The following is a 16,008-nucleotide window of genomic DNA, read 5'->3' as shown; positions in this document are numbered from 1 at the left end:
TCATGGTCGCGCCCACTGGTGAGCAGTTCGAGATCGAGGCGGCGGGCTATACCGCCACCATCACCGAGGCGGGTGCCTCCCTGCGTGCGTTGGCGAAGGACGGCCGGCGGGTGATCGACGGCTTCGCCGAGGACACCATGCCCAGCGCGTGCCGAGGTCAGCTGCTGATGCCCTGGCCCAACCGCATCCGCGACGGGCGGTACACCTTCGAGGGCGCCTCCCAGCAGCTTCCACTGAGCGAGCCCGCGCGGCACAACGCCTCGCACGGCCTGGCACGCTGGTCGGCGTGGCGGGTCCTGGCACGCACGTCCTCGCGGATCGAGCTGGGTCTGCGGCTGCCGGCGCAGACCGGCTACCCGTGGATCCTCGACCTCGGTGCCGTCTACGAGCTCGGCGAGGACGGGCTCACCGTCACCCAGTCGGCGACCAACCGCAGCACCTCGGACGCGCCGTACGCGTCGGGGGCGCATCCCTACCTCACCCTCGACACCGGCTCGACGGTCGACCCCTGGACGCTGCACGCACCCGCGGCGACCCGTCTGGAGTCCGACCCCGAACGCAAGCTGCCGGTGGGACGCAGCGCCGTCGCGGGCACCGCCTACGACTTCCGGCAACCGCGCGTGATCGGTGAGACGTCGCTGGACGACTGCTTCACCGACCTGGTCCGCGCCGCCGACGGCAGCGCCACGGTGACGCTCAGCACAACCGCCCCCGACGGGGGCGAGCGGGTCGTGGAGCTGTGGCTGGACGAGCACCACCGCTGGCTGATGCTCTACACCGCCGACGACCGCACCCCGCCGCGCGCCTCCATCGCTATCGAGCCGATGACGGCGCCGGTGGACGCGTTCAACTCCGGTGAGGACCTGGTCGTGCTGGCGCCGGGCGAGACGTTCAGCGCGCGGTGGGCGCTGCGCGCGCACTGAGGCCCGAGTCGAACCGGACGCAGGCCCGAGTCGAACCGGACGCAGGCCCGACTCGGGCCGGACGCAGGCCCGAGTCAGGGGGTCGGCGGGGCCGCCACGATCGCGCGCAGCTCCCGCGCGGCCGCCTTGGCACGGCCACCGTCCGAGGCCTGGATGCCCATGGCGGGCACCGCCGTACCGTCGGCGAGGTCGAGGGTGACCCACGGCGCCCCCGGCGGGAGGCGGACGGCGAGCACCTGCTCCCAGGCCAGGTCACGGCGACGGTAGCCGTTGACGACCACGAGGCCCTCGGGGCGCGCCTCGACCCGGGAGCGGATCAGCGCGTGCACCAGCACCAGGATGAGCACGCCGAAGAAGATCAGCGTGCCCTTCTCGAAGCCGGTGAACTTCGCCCTGGTCTCGTCGTCGAACGCGAACCAGGAGAAGCCGCACAGGCCGTAGAGGCTGATCACCAGGACGATCCCCATCGCGCGGACGCCGAAGGGGCGCCAGGTCCTGGGCAGGGCCGGCCGGGGGGCGGCAGCCGCCGGGCCGGAGCCGGCGTCAGAGTCGGCAGGCATGGATGTCTGTCAACAAGATGGCGCGCGCACCGATGGCCCACAGGTCGTCCATCAGCTTCTGTGCGCCGTGCCGCGGGACCATCACCCGGACAGCCACCCAACCCTCGCGGTGCAGGGGGCTGACGGTCGGCCCCTCCAGGCCCGGCGCGAGCTGGCTGGCGGCCGGCACGTCCTGGGCGCGGATGTCGTAGTCCATCATCACGTAGCTGCGCGCCACCAGGACACCCTCGATGCGACGCAGGAAGGTCTCGTACACGGCGGAGTCGATGGTCTCGCTGCGCGTGATCACCACCGCCTCGGACTCCAGGATCGTCTCCCCGAAGGGCTCCAGGCCGGCCTGCCGCAGCGTCGAGCCGGTCTCGACCACGTCGGCGATCACGTCGGCGACGCCGAGCTGGATGCTGGTCTCGACGGCGCCGTCCAGCCGGGTCACGCTGGCCTCGATGCCGTGCTCGGCCAGGAACGCGCGCACCACACCGGTGTAGGAGGTGGCGATCCGCTTGCCGGCCAGCTGGTCGAGGCTGGTGAAGTCGCCGGCCCGGCCCGCGAACCGGAACCGGCTGCGGCCGAAGCCGAGCGGCAGCACCTCCTCGGCCTTGGCGCCGGAGTCGTGCAGCAGGTCGCGACCGGTGATGCCGACGTCGAGCGTGCCCTCCCCGACGTACAGCGCGATGTCGCGCGGCCGCAGGTAGAAGAACTCGACGCCGTTCTCCTCGTCGATGAGCGTGAGGCGCTTGGCGTCCTCGCGCTGCCGGTAGCCCGCCTCGCGGAGCATGTCGGAGGCGGCCTGGGACAGCGCGCCCTTGTTGGGCACCGCGATGCGCAGGAGGCCGTTCGAAGATGAAGCCGATGACATGGGCGGGTCCTCAGAGGTGGGCATAGACGTCGTCGAGACTCAGGCCGGCTGCGAGCATCATGACCTGGGCGTGGTACAGCAGCTGGCTGAGCTCGAGGGCGGCGGCGTCCTTGCCCTCATGCTCGGCGGCCATCCAGGACTCGGCGGCCTCCTCGACCAGCTTCTTGCCGACCGCATGGACCCCGCCGTCGAGGAGCTTGGTCGTACCTGATCCCTCGGGGCGGGTGCGGGCCTTCTCGCTGAGCTCTACCCACAGCTCCTCGAACGTCTTCACGGGCCCCAAGCCTAGGCCGTACGTCGCCGCTGCTCGCGGCGGGTCTCACGCACGGATGCCAGCGAGGCCGGCGGCTGGGCCTGCGGGGCTCACGACTCGGCGCTCGCGCGCTGCCGGAGCCGCTCCCGTTGCGGCACCACCACGTACTTCGGGTCCCGGGTGGAGGCCCGGCCGGCCTCGAAGACACCGAAGCGGGTGGTGAGCGAGGCGGTCAGGTAGGAGACCCCCGCCAGCGCCGCCACGATCCGCGAGCGGCCTCCGGCCAGCACCGTGGCGGCTGTCGCCGCCACCGTGGCGCCACGAGCCACCCGCATCAGCCGGCCCGGCATGCCGATCGTGTACGGCTCGGAGACCAGGCCGTGACGCAGCATCGCCTCCGCAGCGACGAGTTCCACGGCTGCCCCGGCCACGGCCATCCGTCGCGCCGGACCGGCCTGGTCGGTGGGCACGAGCAGCATCGCCAGCCCACCCGCCGCCTGGGCGCCCGAGCCGCCGAAGACGAACGGCAGCTCGCGATGCGCCTCGTGCCAGGCGGGGGCGGCGGTGTTGGCGACCAGTGCGGCGGTGTAGGTCGCCAGCGGCGGCCCGAAGGCGGCCGCGCCGACACCGGCGAGCCGGCCCAGGCGGGGCAGCAGTCCGGTGACGTGCGAGGCGGCTGCCGCACCGGCGAGGCTGGCGAACGGCGCCAGGATGAAGGAGCCGACCGAGAGCGGGGAGGTCGGCTTGAACACGCGCAGCATGTTGAGGAAGCGCTCGGGACGGCCGAGGTCGTGTACCAGCGCGACGGTGCCGGCCGCGGCACCTGTCGCGGCCGCCAGCCGGGTCACCCGCTCGAGCTCGGGACGGCCGGTCAGCGCCGCGCCCTCGGCGAGCAGCGCCGAGCACCCGGCCAGGCCGCCGAGGAACAGGTAGAGCGGTACGTCGGGCGTCTTCCAGGTCGGTTCCTTGAGGATCGGCCGGCCGTAGTACGACTCGAACTCCGCGTCGGGCACCATCGGCTGCTCGCGCACGCTCACCGCCTCCTTCCGACGAACGAGGCGACCCCGATGCCCACGAGCGCTGCGGCCGCGGCTCCGACGTGGCCCCAGATCGAGCCGATGTCGCGGGTGGTCACGATCGGGTCCGGCGGCAGGCCGTAGACCTCGGGCTCGTCGAGCAGCAGGAAGAACGCGCCGTCGCCGCCGACGCCGTCCTCGGGATCGCGCCCGTAGAGCCGGGCGACGTCGACGCCCTTCTCGTGCAGCTCGGCCAGCCGGTGGTCGGCGCGCTCGCGCAGCTCGCTGAGCTCGCCGAACTGGATCGACTCGGTCGGGCATGCCTGCGCGCACGCCGGCTTCTGACCCTCCTTGAGCCGGTCGTAGCACAGCGTGCACTTGAAGGCGCGGCCGTCGTCCTTGCGGATGTCGATCACGCCGTAGGGGCAGGCCGTGACGCAGTAGCCGCACCCGTTGCAGACGTCGGGCTGCACCACGACGGTGCCGAACTCGGTGCGGAACAGCGCGCCGGTCGGGCACACGTCGAGGCAGCCCGCGTGCGTGCAGTGCTTGCACACGTCCGACGACATCAGCCACCGGACGGCACCGGCGCCCGACTCGGTCGCCTGGTCCTCACCGTGCGGGTGGGCCCGCCCGGGCAACTCGAAGCCCGGCATGCCGAGGTCGACCGGTGCCGCAGGCTTGTCCGTCTTCTCCACGAACGCGACGTGGCGCCAGGTGCTGGCACCGAGCGCCTGGGTGTTGTCGTAGGACATCCCGGTCAGCAGGTAGCCGTCCTCCGGGACGTCGTTCCACTCCTTGCACGCGACCTCGCAGGCCTTGCAGCCGATGCAGACGGAGGTGTCGGTGAAGAAGCCCATCCGGGGCGGGTGCTCGTCGTACCCGGCCTCGTGCTGGACGTCGTCGAGCCGTCCCCACAGCGAGCGCTCGGAGAAGACACCTGACAGCAGGCTCATTGGTTAGCTCCTCCTTCGGAGGAGTCGGACTCCTCGATCCCGGCACGCCGCCGGTAGTCGGCGACGTACGCCGTCAGGGCCGGTCCCCGCGGCCGGCGGCCCGGACGGATGTCGCAGGTGCCCACCTTGTCCTGGATGTAGACGTTGGGGTCGAGCGTCAGGTTCACCAGGTCGTTGGGCGAGTCCCCGGTCGTGATGCCGCTGCCGCCCCAGTGGTAGGGCAGGCCGATCTGCTCGACGAACCGGTCGCCCAGGCGCAGGGAGCGCACCCGCTCGGTCACCAGCACCCGTGCCTCGATCGCCGTCCGGGCGGTGACGATCGTCGCCCAGCCCAGGTGCTCCAGGCCGCGCTCGGCCGCCAGCCGGGGCGAGACCTCGCAGAACGGCTCGGGCTGCAGCTCGGTCAGGTAGGGCAGCGTGCGGCTCATCCCGCCGGCGGTGTGGTGCTCGGTGAGGCGGTAGGTGGTGAACACGTAGGGGAAGATCTCGGTCTCGCTCGGGTTGAGCGGGTTGGCCGGCGAGACGACGCTGCGCCGGGTGGGGTTGTTCTGCTGCTCGTAGAGCGGGTTGCGCACCGGCGACTCGGCCGGCTCGTAGTGGGTGGGCAGCGGCCCGTCGGCCAGCCCGACAGGCGCGAAGAGCCACGCCTTGCCGTCGGTCTGCATGATGAACGGGTCCTGGCCGCCGATCGCGTCGGGTCCCTTCGCCCCCTCGGGCGGAACGTAGTCGGGGGCCCGGTCGACGATGTAGTCCGGGACGTCGGGACCGGTCCACTTGCCCTTGCCGCCGTCGGCCTCGGCGTCCCACCACACGTAGCGCTTGCGCTCGCTCCACGGCGAGCCGTCGGGAGCGGCCGAGGCGCGGTTGTAGAGGATCCGGCGGTTGGCCGGCCACACCCAGCCCCACTCCGAGGCGACCTGGTCCTGCTCCCAGTGCGGCTTGCGGCGGCGGGCCTGGTTGACCTCGTCGGCATACACGCCGCAGTAGATCCAGCACCCGCAGGCGGTCGAGCCGTCGGCCTTGAGCTCGGTGTAGGAGGACAGCGCCTTCCCGTCCGGCCCGGTGCCGTTGATCTCGCGCAGCACTGCGGCGCCGTCGATCTCGCCCTCGGCGTCGCGAGGGTAGTCCCACGCCAGGTCGAGCAGCGGCCGGTCCATCTCGTCGACGCCGTGCTCCTCGGCCCGGGCAGCGAGCTTGGTGCGGATCCGCTGACCGAGCTCGTAGTAGAACTCCAGCTCGCTCCTGGCATCGCCCGGCGGCTCGACGGCCTTGTCGCGCCACTGCAGCATCCGCTGGGTCTGGGTGAACGAGCCGGCCTTCTCCACGTGGCTGGCGGCCGGCAGGAAGAAGACCTCGGTGCCGATGTCCTCGGTGACCAGCTCACCGGTCTCGATCTCCGGACCGTCCTTCCAGAAGGTGGCGGTCTCGATCATCTGCAGGTCGCGGACCACCAGCCAGTCCAGGTTGGCCAGGCCGAGGCGCTGCATCTTGCCGTTGCTCGAGCCGACGGCGGGGTTCTCGCCCACCACGAAGTAGCCCTTGCACCGGCCCTCGATCATCGCCTTGACGGTGGCGTAGCTGGAGTGGTCGCCGCTGATCCGGGGCAGGTAGTCGAAGCAGAAGTCGTTCTCCGGCGTCGCCGCGTCGCCCCAGTAGGACTTCAGCAGGCTGACCGCGTAGGAGCGGACGTTGCCCCAGAAGCCGGCCTTGCCCTCGTCGTCGCGGACCCACTCGTCGAGGGTCTGGTGCTGGCTGCCGTGCGGCATCGGAAGGTAGCCCGGCAGGATGTTGAACAGCGTCGGGATGTCGGTCGAGCCCTGGATGCTGGCGTGCCCGCGCAGTGCCATGATCCCGCCGCCGGGGCGCCCGATGTTGCCCAGCAGCAACTGCAGGATCGAGGCGGTCCGGATCATCTGGGCACCGGTGCTGTGCTGCGTCCAGCCGACGGCGTAGCAGAACGCTGTCGTACGCTCCCGGCCGCTGTTGCGGGTGAGCGCGTCGGCCACGCGCCGGAACTGGTCCGGCTCGATGCCGCAGACCTGCTGGACCATCTCGGGGGTGTAGCGGGCGTAGTGCCGCTTGAGGATCTGGAAGACGCAGTTCGGGTCCTGCAGGGTCTCGTCGCGGCGGCCCTTCCACTGCACCGGCGCCCCACCCGAACCATGGCTCTCCGAGCGCGCGGCCTGGTGAGACTGCTGGTGCCCCTCGGCACCCCCGTACCCCTCGCCGTCGCGCTGCTCCTCCGCCTCGACGTCGTGCTGGCTGTCGGGCCGGTAGGACCACGATGTCGGGTCGTACTGGGCGGTGTCGGGCTCCCACCCGGAGAAGATCCCGTCGAGCTCCTCGGTGTCCTGGTAGTCCCCGTCGATGATGTTCGCCGCGTTGGTATAGGCCACGACGTACTCGCGGAAGTCCAGGTCGTTGCTCAGCACGTGGTTGACCAGGGCACCCAGGAACGCGATGTCGGAGCCCGCCCGGATGGGCACGTGGATGTCGGAGACGGCCGAGGTCCGCGTGAACCGCGGGTCGACGTGCACGATCGTGGCACCGCGCCGCTTGGCCTCCATCACCCACTGGAAGCCGACCGGGTGCGCCTCGGCCATGTTGGAGCCCTCGATGAGGATGCAGTCAGCGTTGCTGAGGTCCTGCAGGAACGTGGTGGCCCCACCACGACCGAACGAGGTTCCCAGACCGGGAACCGTGGAGGAGTGTCAAATACGCGCCTGGTTCTCGACCTGGATCGCCCCCATGGCCGTGTAGAGCTTCTTCATGAGGTAGTTCTCCTCGTTGTCGAGGGTCGCTCCTCCGAGGCTCGCGATGCCCAGCGTGCGGCGGACGCGGCGGCCAGCCTCGTCCTCCCACTGCCAGAACTGCTTGCGGGTGGCGATCACCCGATCCGCGATCATGTCGACAGCGGTGTCGAGGTCGAGGTCCTCCCACTCGGTGCCGTGCGGGCGCCGGTAGCGGACCTTGCTCACCCGGGTCGGACTGGTCACCAGCTGCTTGCTGGCGCTGCCCTTCGGGCACAGCCGCCCGCGCGAGATCGGGCTGGCCGGGTCGCCCTCGATCTGGGTGACCTTGCCGTCCTTGACGAAGACCTTCTGCGCACAGCCCACCGCGCAGTAGGGACACACCGAGTCGACCACCCGGTCCGCCTCGACGGTGCGTGGCTCGAGGGAGGCGCTGCGGGCCGATTGTGCGGCGGCACCGCGACCGAGCTTGTCGCGACCGGTCACCTGCCGCAGCAGCGGCCAGCCAAGGAACGCTGTCACGAGGGCCAGGTAACCACACCCACGGCTCGGAAACCACCGTCCGCCGCGGCGTGGTGCCGGTCGATGACCGGGCAGGAACCGCCGAGCGCCGAGCGCCGGAAGCCGCACACGGGCTCGGGGTACCGGCGCGTCATGGACGGCAAGCTGGCTGACTACCGGCGCAAGCGGGACTTCGCGCGCACCCCCGAGCCGGCAGGAGCGGAACCGGCGCCGGGCGGTGCCCGGTTCGTGGTGCAGCGGCACCGCGCCAGCCACCTCCACTACGACCTGCGCTTCGAGATCGACGGCGTCCTGGCGAGCTGGGCGGTGCCGAAGGGCCCGACCCTCGACCCGTCCGCCCGCCGGCTCGCGGTGCACGTCGAGGACCACCCGATCGAGTACCTGCTCTTCGAGGGTGTGATCCCCACCGGCGAGTACGGCGGGGGCGACGTGATCGTGTGGGACACCGGCACCTGGGAGCCTGTCCACACCGACGACCCGGCGGCCGCGGTGTCGGCCGGTGAGCTGCACGCCGAGGTTCGCGGGGAGAAGCTGCGCGGCCGGTTCGTGCTCGTCCGGCGCGGCGGCGAGGACCGGAACTGGATGCTGTTGCACAAGCGCGACGAGTACGCCGTCGACGGCTGGGACCCCGAGGACCATCCCGTCTCGGTGCTCTCGGGCCGGACCAACGAGGAGGTCCGCGCCGACCCCGACCGGCGCTGGCAGAGCGAGGCACCGGCCCACCGCGCCGAGGAGCGGCTGGTTCCCGACACGCTGCCCGACGAGGCGCTGGACGAGCTCGAGGCGTTGCCCGCCTCCGGGGGCACCTGGGAGGTGCACGGCCGCGCGCTCAAGGTGACCAACCTCGACAAGGCGCTCTTCCCCGGCGCCCCTGAACGGGACGAACCGGCGACGACGAAGCGCCACCTGCTCGCCTACACCGCCCGCATCGCCCCGGTGCTGCTCCCCTACCTGCGCGGCCGGGCGCTGAACCTGCACCGCTACCCCGACGGCGCCGACCGGCCCGGCTTCTGGCACAAGCAGCTGCCGGCCCACGCCCCCCGCTGGCTGACCGGCTGGGACAACCCGGATGCCGACCCGGGCGAGACCAGCACCTACCTGGTCTGCGACGAGCCGGCCGCGCTGGTGTGGGCGGCCAACTTCGGCGCCCTGGCATGGCATCCGTGGACCTCGCGCACCCGGGCCCCGCACGAGCCGACGTACGCGCTGATCGACCTCGACCCCGGTGAGCGGACCTCGTGGGAGGACCTGCTCACGCTCGCCCGGCTGCACCGGACCGCGCTGGACCACCTCGGCGTGCTCGCCCGGCCCAAGGTGACCGGCCGCCGCGGGATCCAGATCTGGATCCCGGTGCGGGGTGGCTACACCTTCGACGACACCCGCACCTGGGTGGAGCAGCTGTCCCGCACGGTCGGCAAGGTCGTACCGGAACTGGTGAGCTGGAAATGGGAGGTGAAGGCGCGCGCCGGCCTGGCACGGCTCGACTACACCCAGAACGCGATCAACAAGACGCTCGTCGCGCCGTACTCGCCGCGGGCCGCGGCCGGGGCGCCGGTCTCGGTGCCGATCGCGTGGACCGAACTCGACGACCCCGACCTGCGCCCCGACCGGTGGACGGTGCGCACGGTGCTCGCGCGGCTGGAGCGGCGCGGCGACCCGTTCCGCGCTCTGCTCGGCGTGGAACAGGAGCTGCCTCCGTTGACGTAGCGCTGCACGGGGTGATGGCGCGGGGTGATGGCGCGGGCATGATGGGGGGCGCGGTCGGGCACATCGCGGCATGAGCGATCTGCGCGCCCTCGTCCTGGTCTGCACCCTGAAGCCGACGCCGGCGGAGTCGAGCTCCTCGCTGCTCGGCGCCCAGGTCCTCCAGGAGCTCGAGAAGCACGACGTCACCGGCGAGATCATCCGGGTGGTCGACCACGACATCCGCTTCGGGGTGACCACCGACGAGGGCGAGGGCGACGAGTGGCCGGCGCTGCGCGACAAGATGCTCGCCGCCGACATCCTGGTGCTCGCGACGCCGATCTGGATGGGCCAGCCGGCGTCGGTGTGCAAGATGGTGCTCGAGCGCCTCGACGCGGAGATCTCCGAGACCGACGACGAGGGCCGGCTGCTCACCTTCGGCAAGGTCGCCGCGGTGGCAGTGGTCGGCAACGAGGACGGCGCGCACCACGTCGCCGCCGAGTGCTTCCAGGCGCTCAACGACGTCGGCTTCACCATCGCGGCCAACGCGAACACCTACTGGGTCGGGGAGGCGATGGAGACGACCGACTACCGGGACCTCTCCCCCGCACCGGACGCCACCGCGAAGGCGACGGTGACGCTGGCGGCCAACACCGCCCACCTCGCCCGGCTGCTCAAGCAGTCGGCCTACCCGGCGAGCTGAGACCGGCGAGCTGAGACCGGCGAGCTGAGACCGGTGAGCTGAGACCGGCGGACTCAGGGGGCTGGGACCCGCCATGCGGCCGTCAGGACCGGGTCCGGCCCTCGCGCAGCATCGCCAGCGCCTCCTGCACCCGTCGCTCCCGGGTCTCCTCGCGCTTCGCCTCCCCTACCCACCGCGCGAACTCCTTGCGATGGGTGAAGGCGAGCCGCTCGTACGCCGCCGCGGCGACCGCATCGGCCGCCAGCGCCTCCGCGAGCGCGGGCGGCACCTCCACCTCCCGGGGCGCCTCGTCGGTGGCCACGGTGAGGTCGACGATGTCGCCGACAGCGAGACCGGCCTCGGCACGAGCCTGCTTGGACAGGCCGATCAGGAACTCCCCACCCATCGAGGCGACCGACCCGCGCCAGGTCCGACCGCCGGCGGTGAGCACGACCGGGAAGCGCTTGCGGCCCCCGCCGACCTGGTCGACCTGCTCGGCGGTGAGCACGAACGCCGCAGCGGGGCCGCGCGCGACCAGCTCGGCCCCGGCGATCACGATCTCGGCCACGGCACTCAGCCCCGCAGGTGCCGCTTGATCCGCTTGAGCGTGACGGCCGTGGCCAGGGCGGCGGCGGTCGCCTCGTAGCCCTTGTCCTCGGCCGACCCGTCCAGCCCGGCCCGGTCCAGCGCCTGCTCCTCGGTGTCGCACGTCAGGACGCCGAAGCCCACCGGCACCCCGTGGTCCAGCGCCACCCGGTTGAGCCCGTCCGTGGCGGCCGAGCAGACGTACTCGAAGTGCGGGGTGCCGCCACGGATCACCACCCCGAGGGCGACGATCGCGTCGTACCCCTCCTTGGCCAAGGCCCCCGCGACCACCGCCAGCTCGAACGTGCCGGGCACGCGCACCACCACCGGCGCCTCGACCTTGTGGTCGTCCAGCGCCCGCTGCGCGCCGGCGATCAGGCCGTCCATCACCACCTCGTGCCAGGTGGCCGCCACGACCGCGACGCGCAGGTCGTGGCAGTCGATGGGCTCAGCCGTGGGTGCTCCCTGACCGCTCATGCACGTCCTCGCTTCGCTCCGTGCGCGCCCGAGGCACTCGCGCCCTGGTGCCTGACTCGCTCGCTGCGCTCGCTCATGCTTCCTGCTCCTCGATCTTCTCGTGCGACTCGCCGCCGACGTGGTCGTCCAGGTCGGGCAGCACGTGGCCCATCCTGTCCCGCTTGGTCAACAGGTAGGCCAGATTGTGGTCGTTGGGGTGCGGTGTCAACGGCACCCGCTCCGCGACATGGATGCCGTAGTCCTCCAGATCGTCGACCTTGTCGGGGTTGTTCGTCAGCAACCGGACCGAGGTGGCGCCCAGGTCGCGCAGGATCTGGGTGGCGGCACCGTAGTGCCGTGCGTCGGCCGGCAGGCCGAGGTCGAGATTGGCGTCGACGGTGTCACGGCCGCCGTCCTGGAGCTGGTAGGCCTGCAGCTTCGCGACCAGCCCGATCCCCCGGCCCTCGTGGCCACGCAGGTAGACGACCACGCCGGTGCCCTCCCGCACGATCCGTGCCAGCGCCTCGTCCAGCTGCGGGCCGCAGTCGCAGCGCTGGGACCCGAAGACGTCGCCGGTCAGGCACTCCGAGTGCACCCGGGTCAGCACCGGCTCACCCGCCGCGACGGCGGCGGCGACGTCGCCGTGCACGAGCGCCACGTGCTCGGACCCGTCGATGGTGACCGAGTAGCCGAAGGCGGTGAAGTCGCCGTACCGGGTGGGCAGCCGGGTCTCCGCCTTGCGCTCGACGAGCACCTCGGTACGCCGCCGGTAGCGGACCAGGTCCTCGATCGAGATCATGGCCAGGCCGTGCTCGTCGGCGAACGCGCGGAGCTCGGGGGCGCGCTTCATCGTGCCGTCGTCGTTGACCACCTCGACGAGCACGCCGGCCGGCGTCAGGCCGGCGAGCGTGGCCAGGTCGACGGCCGCCTCGGTGTGGCCCCGACGGACCAGCACCCCGCCGGCGCGGTAGCGCAGCGGGAAGACATGGCCGGGGCGGGTCAGCTCCCACGGCTCGGTCGCCGAGTCGGCCAGCACTCGAGCGGTGTGGGCACGGTCGGCGGCCGAGATCCCGGTCGAGACCCCGTCGCGCGCGTCCACCGAGATCGTGTACGCCGTGCGCAGCTTGTCGCGGTTGTGCGGCGTCATCAGCGGGATCTCGAGCCGGTCGAGCATCTCGCCGGGCATCGGCACGCAGATGACGCCGCTGGAGTGCCGGATCGTGAACGCCATCAGCTCGGGGGTCGCCTTGGCGGCCGCGAAGATGATGTCGCCCTCGTTCTCGCGGCCCTCGTCGTCGACGACCACGACGGCCTTGCCTGCGGCGATGTCGGCGATCGCTCGCTCGACCGGGTCGAGCCGGACGCCCCCGTGCTGATGGTCGCGGTGCGGGGTCGAGGTGTGCTGCTCGCTCATGCTGCTTCTCCTGCTGCGATGTGGCGGTGGTGCGCCTCCGGTGCGCTCTCCTGGCGGGAGATCCGGAGCCAGACGGTGAACCCGTAGACGACCAGCGCCGCGTAGACGGCGTAGAGGACCGCGGAGGGGTAGTAGTGGGAGTGCCAGAGCTCCGGCACCCCGACCAGGTCGACGGCGATCCAGCACAGCCAGAAGTCGACCCAGCCGCGGGCCATCGCGAAGGTGGCGATGAAGGAGCCGACGAAGATCCAGGCGTCGCACCAGTAGTACCAGCGCGGCGCCGGCCAGCCGGCGCCGATCACCGCGAAGAGCCACTGGCACACCAGCACTCCGGCGACCCAGACCCCGAGGTAGCCGATCCGCTCGGCGGCGTTCGCCCAGCGCGGGGCGACGGCATGCTCGTCGCCGGTGGCGACGTGCAGGGCACGGGTCTGCCGCCAGCGCCACCAGCCGTAGACGCTGGTCACGATGAAGAAGACCTGGCGGCCGGCCTGGCCGAACAGCGGCACCTGGGCACCCTGGTGGAAGGTGGCGGCGATGAAGACGCTGAAGAGCAGCGCGTTGCCGACGATGCCGATCGGCCAGGCCCACACCTTGCGGCGCAGGCCGCCGATCGCGGAGGCGAAGCCGAAGGCGTTGCCGATGATCTCGCGCCACGTGATCGGGTGGCCGCCGATCGTGACCTGGGCATCGTAGAGCCAGTTCAGGACGCTCACGAGCGTGCCTCCAACAGCTTCTCGACGTGCTTGGCGAGGATGTCGGCCTCGAGGTTGACCCGCTCGCCGACCCGCCGGACGCCCAGCGTCGTGCGAGCCAGGGTCTCGGGGATCAGGCTGACGGTGAAAGCGGTCCGGCCCGCCTCCACGACGGTCAGGCTGACCCCGTCGACGGTGATCGAGCCCTTGTCGACCAGGTAGCGGCTCAGGTGCGCGGGCAGGGAGACCTCGACGACCTCCCAGTGCTCGCTGGGCGTACGCCGCAGGATCTCGCCGACGCCGTCGACGTGGCCCTGGACGATATGGCCCCCCAGCCGGGTCTGCGGCGTCACTGCCCGCTCGAGGTTCACCCGGTCGCCGGGCCGGGCGCCGTACAGGGAGGTCTTGTCGAGCGTCTCCTGCATGACGTCGGCGGTCCAGGTGCCCTCGCCGAGCGCTGCCACGGTGAGGCAGCACCCGTTGACGGCGATCGAGTCGCCGAGCGCGGCGTCCTCCAGGACCGTCCCGGCGGCGACGGTGAGGCGGATCGCCCGATCGCCGTTGGGGCTGGCCTGGTCCTCGATGGCGGCGATGGTGCCGAGCTCCTCGACGATTCCGGTGAACATCAGTGCATCTCCATGGTGATTCGGACGTTGGGCTCCTCGGCGGCGGCATCCGCGCCGTTCGGCTCGAGGACGGTGATGTCGGTGACGCGGGGGCGCAGCGCTGCGCCGATGGTGGTGATGCCGAGGTCGGCGACGGCGTGGCGGCCCGCCCCGAGCAGCATCGGCGCGACGTAGACGACGATCTCGTCGACGAAGCCCGCGTCGAGGAAGGCGGCGGCCAGCGTGGGGCCGCCCTCGAGGAACACGTGCCGACGCTCGCGGTCCCACAGCTGGCTCAGCGCCGCGCGGGGATCGTGGGTGCGAAGCAGCACGGTCTCGGCATCGGCGTTGAGCACGCGGCTGGTCGCGGGCAGGTCGCGCAGCCCCATCACCGCTCGCAGCGGCTGCCTCTCCACGGCGTGACCGTCCTCGTCGCGCACGGTCAGCAGCGGGTCGTCCACGGCGATGGTGTTCGTCCCGACCAGCATGGTGTCGCACCGGGCACGCAGCCGGTGGGTGTCACGCCGGGCGGCGGGGCTGGAGACCCAGCGCGAGGTGCCGTCACTCGCCGCGGAGCGGCCGTCGAGCGTGGTCGCGAACTTCCAGGTGACGAACGGACGCTGCCACTCCAGCGCGCGCGACCAGACCCGGTTGAGCGCACGCGACTCCTCGGCCAGCACACCGGCGACGACCTCGACGCCCGCCTCGCGGAGGGTCGCGGCTCCCCCGGCCGCCACTGGGTTGGGGTCGGACTGGGCGAAGACCACCCGGCGCACGCCGGCAGCCACCAGGCGCTGCGCGCACGGGCCGGTCCGGCCGGTGTGGTTGCACGGCTCCAGGGTGACCACGGCCGTCGTGCCGCGGGCACGCTCCGCCGCGCGGTCGAGCGCGTCGGCCTCGGCGTGAGGCGTCCCGGCGCCGCGGTGATGACCCTCCGCGACGACGCTGCCGTCGTCGGCGAGCAGGACGCAGCCGACCCGGGGATTGGGGCTGAACGGACCCAGCGCCGCCAGCTCCACGGCGCGGCGCATCGCGGCGACCTCGGTCGCCGTCGCGGTGCTGGCTGCCTGGTCGGCCATCGCCACCCCTCCTGTCCGGTCACGGACTCCGGGGCGGGCCGAGCCCACCACCGCCGAGGGACTCGGCGTGCGGGCGTCGACCGCGTGCTTCTTTCCATCCGGACTTTGACCGTCGGTCCAGGATTCCCACCTGGTCAACCGGCCGTTGGCTACGACCGGGTCGCGGACTTCCGGGCTTGCGCCCGATCACCGCCGGTGCGGAGTTTCACCGCCCCCAGAGCACGCGAGCTGTTCACTCGTCTGCGGTCATTGAACCACGGCCGGCCACTCGACATTCCCGCGGGTCAACCGGCGGACCGGGCCGCATCCGCCCGGGCGCGCAGGGCCTGCACCATCGCATCGGGATCCTCGGCGGAGTAGACCGCCGACCCGGCGACGAACACGTCGGCCCCGGCCTCGGCGCAGCGCTCGATCGTCTCCAGGCTGACCCCACCGTCGACCTGGAGCCAGGTCTCCAGGCCGTGCTTGTCCATCAGCGCCCGGGCGCGGCGGATCTTGGGGAGGCACAGGTCGAGGAACCGCTGACCGCCGAATCCCGGCTCGACCGTCATGATCAGCACCATGTCCAGCTCGGCGAGCAGGTCCTCGTAGGGCTCGATCGGCGTCGCCGGCTTGAGCGCCATGCTGGCCCGGGCGCCCTGGGCGCGGATCTCGCGCGCGAGCCGCACCGGGGCCTGGGCGGCCTCGACGTGGAAGGTGACGCTGCCCGCCCCGGCCTCGGCGTACGCCGGCGCCCAGCGGTCGGGATCCTCGATCATCAGGTGCGCGTCCAACGGCGTCGCGGTGGCGCGGCTGAGCGCCTCCACCATCGTCGGGCCGAAGGTCAGGTTGGGGACGAAGTGGTTGTCCATCACGTCCACGTGCACCCAGTCGGCGCTGCCGATCCGGGCGACCTCCTGGGCCAGGTTCGCGAAGTCCGCGTTGAGGATGCTGGGGGTGATCTGGCTGGTTCGGGATCCCACGGCCGTTGAGC

The 16,008-nt window shown here is 72.0% G+C and carries 17 protein-coding genes and 1 riboswitch; of the genes, 3 read left to right on the top strand and 14 right to left on the bottom strand.

Features of this window, described 5'->3' with window-relative positions; genetic code table 11:
• The first annotated feature begins 2 nt into the window (after positions 1 to 2).
• On the top strand, positions 3 to 923 hold the full coding sequence (locus P5P86_RS10975; RefSeq protein WP_280607472.1) for an aldose 1-epimerase family protein: 921 nt from the start codon (positions 3 to 5) through the stop codon (positions 921 to 923).
• A 74-nt stretch (positions 924 to 997) separates the two neighbouring features.
• Here the strand turns inward: P5P86_RS10975 and P5P86_RS10970 are convergent, their stop codons facing one another.
• The 7 genes from P5P86_RS10970 to P5P86_RS20145 all read right to left on the bottom strand — a co-directional run bounded on the left by P5P86_RS10970 (position 998) and on the right by P5P86_RS20145 (position 7,836).
• The gene (locus tag P5P86_RS10970; RefSeq protein ID WP_280607471.1) at positions 998 to 1,483 is read right to left on the bottom strand and encodes a PH domain-containing protein; all 486 of its coding nucleotides are present in this window, start codon (positions 1,481 to 1,483) and stop codon (positions 998 to 1,000) included.
• Complete coding sequence (gene hisG / locus P5P86_RS10965; RefSeq protein WP_280607470.1) at positions 1,467 to 2,339, bottom strand: ATP phosphoribosyltransferase; 873 nt, start codon at positions 2,337 to 2,339, stop codon at positions 1,467 to 1,469. The genes P5P86_RS10970 and hisG overlap by 17 nt, the downstream gene beginning before the upstream one ends.
• Before the next feature lie 10 nt (positions 2,340 to 2,349).
• The gene (locus P5P86_RS10960) at positions 2,350 to 2,613 is read right to left on the bottom strand and encodes a phosphoribosyl-ATP diphosphatase (RefSeq protein WP_280607469.1); all 264 of its coding nucleotides are present in this window, start codon (positions 2,611 to 2,613) and stop codon (positions 2,350 to 2,352) included.
• 89 nt (positions 2,614 to 2,702) lie between these two features.
• Complete coding sequence (gene nrfD, locus P5P86_RS10955) at positions 2,703 to 3,623, bottom strand: NrfD/PsrC family molybdoenzyme membrane anchor subunit (RefSeq protein WP_280607468.1); 921 nt, start codon at positions 3,621 to 3,623, stop codon at positions 2,703 to 2,705.
• Positions 3,624 to 3,625: 2 nt separating this feature from the next.
• Positions 3,626 to 4,564, bottom strand: coding sequence for a 4Fe-4S dicluster domain-containing protein (locus P5P86_RS10950; RefSeq protein ID WP_280607467.1), 939 nt, complete (start codon positions 4,562 to 4,564; stop codon positions 3,626 to 3,628).
• Positions 4,561 to 7,215 (bottom strand): formate dehydrogenase, encoded by a 2,655-nt coding sequence (gene fdh, locus P5P86_RS10945; protein WP_512699389.1) that lies wholly within the window; start codon positions 7,213 to 7,215, stop codon positions 4,561 to 4,563. Before fdh ends, P5P86_RS10950 begins: the two co-directional genes overlap by 4 nt.
• Before the next feature lie 60 nt (positions 7,216 to 7,275).
• Entirely contained in the window at positions 7,276 to 7,836 is a 561-nt protein-coding gene (locus P5P86_RS20145; RefSeq protein WP_512699385.1) for a hypothetical protein, read from the bottom strand.
• Positions 7,837 to 7,968: 132 nt separating this feature from the next.
• Between P5P86_RS20145 and P5P86_RS10940 the strand changes: the two genes are divergently transcribed.
• The gene (locus P5P86_RS10940) at positions 7,969 to 9,543 is read left to right on the top strand and encodes a non-homologous end-joining DNA ligase LigD (protein ID WP_280607466.1); all 1,575 of its coding nucleotides are present in this window, start codon (positions 7,969 to 7,971) and stop codon (positions 9,541 to 9,543) included.
• Between the two features lie 70 nt (positions 9,544 to 9,613).
• Complete coding sequence (locus P5P86_RS10935) at positions 9,614 to 10,222, top strand: flavodoxin family protein (protein ID WP_280607465.1); 609 nt, start codon at positions 9,614 to 9,616, stop codon at positions 10,220 to 10,222.
• A gap of 82 nt (positions 10,223 to 10,304) precedes the next feature.
• On the opposite strand, the gene P5P86_RS10930 is transcribed toward P5P86_RS10935, so the two are convergent.
• From P5P86_RS10930 to rpe, 7 genes are all read right to left on the bottom strand, one after another.
• A complete protein-coding gene (locus tag P5P86_RS10930) occupies positions 10,305 to 10,769 on the bottom strand; it encodes a YdeI/OmpD-associated family protein (RefSeq protein WP_280607464.1) in 465 nt (154 codons plus the stop codon).
• Between the two features lie 5 nt (positions 10,770 to 10,774).
• Positions 10,775 to 11,263, bottom strand: coding sequence for a 6,7-dimethyl-8-ribityllumazine synthase (gene ribH, locus P5P86_RS10925; RefSeq protein ID WP_280607463.1), 489 nt, complete (start codon positions 11,261 to 11,263; stop codon positions 10,775 to 10,777).
• Positions 11,264 to 11,336: 73 nt separating this feature from the next.
• Positions 11,337 to 12,656: a bifunctional 3,4-dihydroxy-2-butanone-4-phosphate synthase/GTP cyclohydrolase II gene (locus tag P5P86_RS10920; RefSeq protein WP_280607462.1), complete on the bottom strand. Its 1,320-nt coding sequence runs from the start codon at positions 12,654 to 12,656 to the stop codon at positions 11,337 to 11,339.
• Complete coding sequence (locus P5P86_RS10915; protein ID WP_280607461.1) at positions 12,653 to 13,372, bottom strand: nicotinamide mononucleotide transporter family protein; 720 nt, start codon at positions 13,370 to 13,372, stop codon at positions 12,653 to 12,655. The genes P5P86_RS10920 and P5P86_RS10915 overlap by 4 nt, the downstream gene beginning before the upstream one ends.
• Positions 13,369 to 13,977 carry a riboflavin synthase gene (locus P5P86_RS10910; protein WP_280607460.1) on the bottom strand — a complete coding sequence of 203 codons (609 nt, stop codon included), beginning with the start codon at positions 13,975 to 13,977 and terminating at the stop codon, positions 13,369 to 13,371. The genes P5P86_RS10915 and P5P86_RS10910 overlap by 4 nt, the downstream gene beginning before the upstream one ends.
• Positions 13,977 to 15,035, bottom strand: a complete 1,059-nt coding sequence (gene ribD, locus P5P86_RS10905) for a bifunctional diaminohydroxyphosphoribosylaminopyrimidine deaminase/5-amino-6-(5-phosphoribosylamino)uracil reductase RibD (protein WP_280607459.1) — start codon at positions 15,033 to 15,035, stop codon at positions 13,977 to 13,979. Before ribD ends, P5P86_RS10910 begins: the two co-directional genes overlap by 1 nt.
• An 80-nt stretch (positions 15,036 to 15,115) precedes the next feature.
• A riboswitch (FMN riboswitch) is annotated at positions 15,116 to 15,262 on the bottom strand.
• 57 nt (positions 15,263 to 15,319) lie between these two features.
• On the bottom strand, positions 15,320 to 15,997 hold the full coding sequence (rpe, locus tag P5P86_RS10900; protein ID WP_280607458.1) for a ribulose-phosphate 3-epimerase: 678 nt from the start codon (positions 15,995 to 15,997) through the stop codon (positions 15,320 to 15,322).
• Between the last annotated feature and the right edge of the window lie 11 nt (positions 15,998 to 16,008).

The sequence above is a fragment of the Nocardioides sp. BP30 genome (assembly GCF_029873215.1).
Lineage (GTDB): Bacteria > Actinomycetota > Actinomycetes > Propionibacteriales > Nocardioidaceae > Nocardioides.
This window is presented reverse-complemented; position numbering and strand designations above follow the sequence as displayed.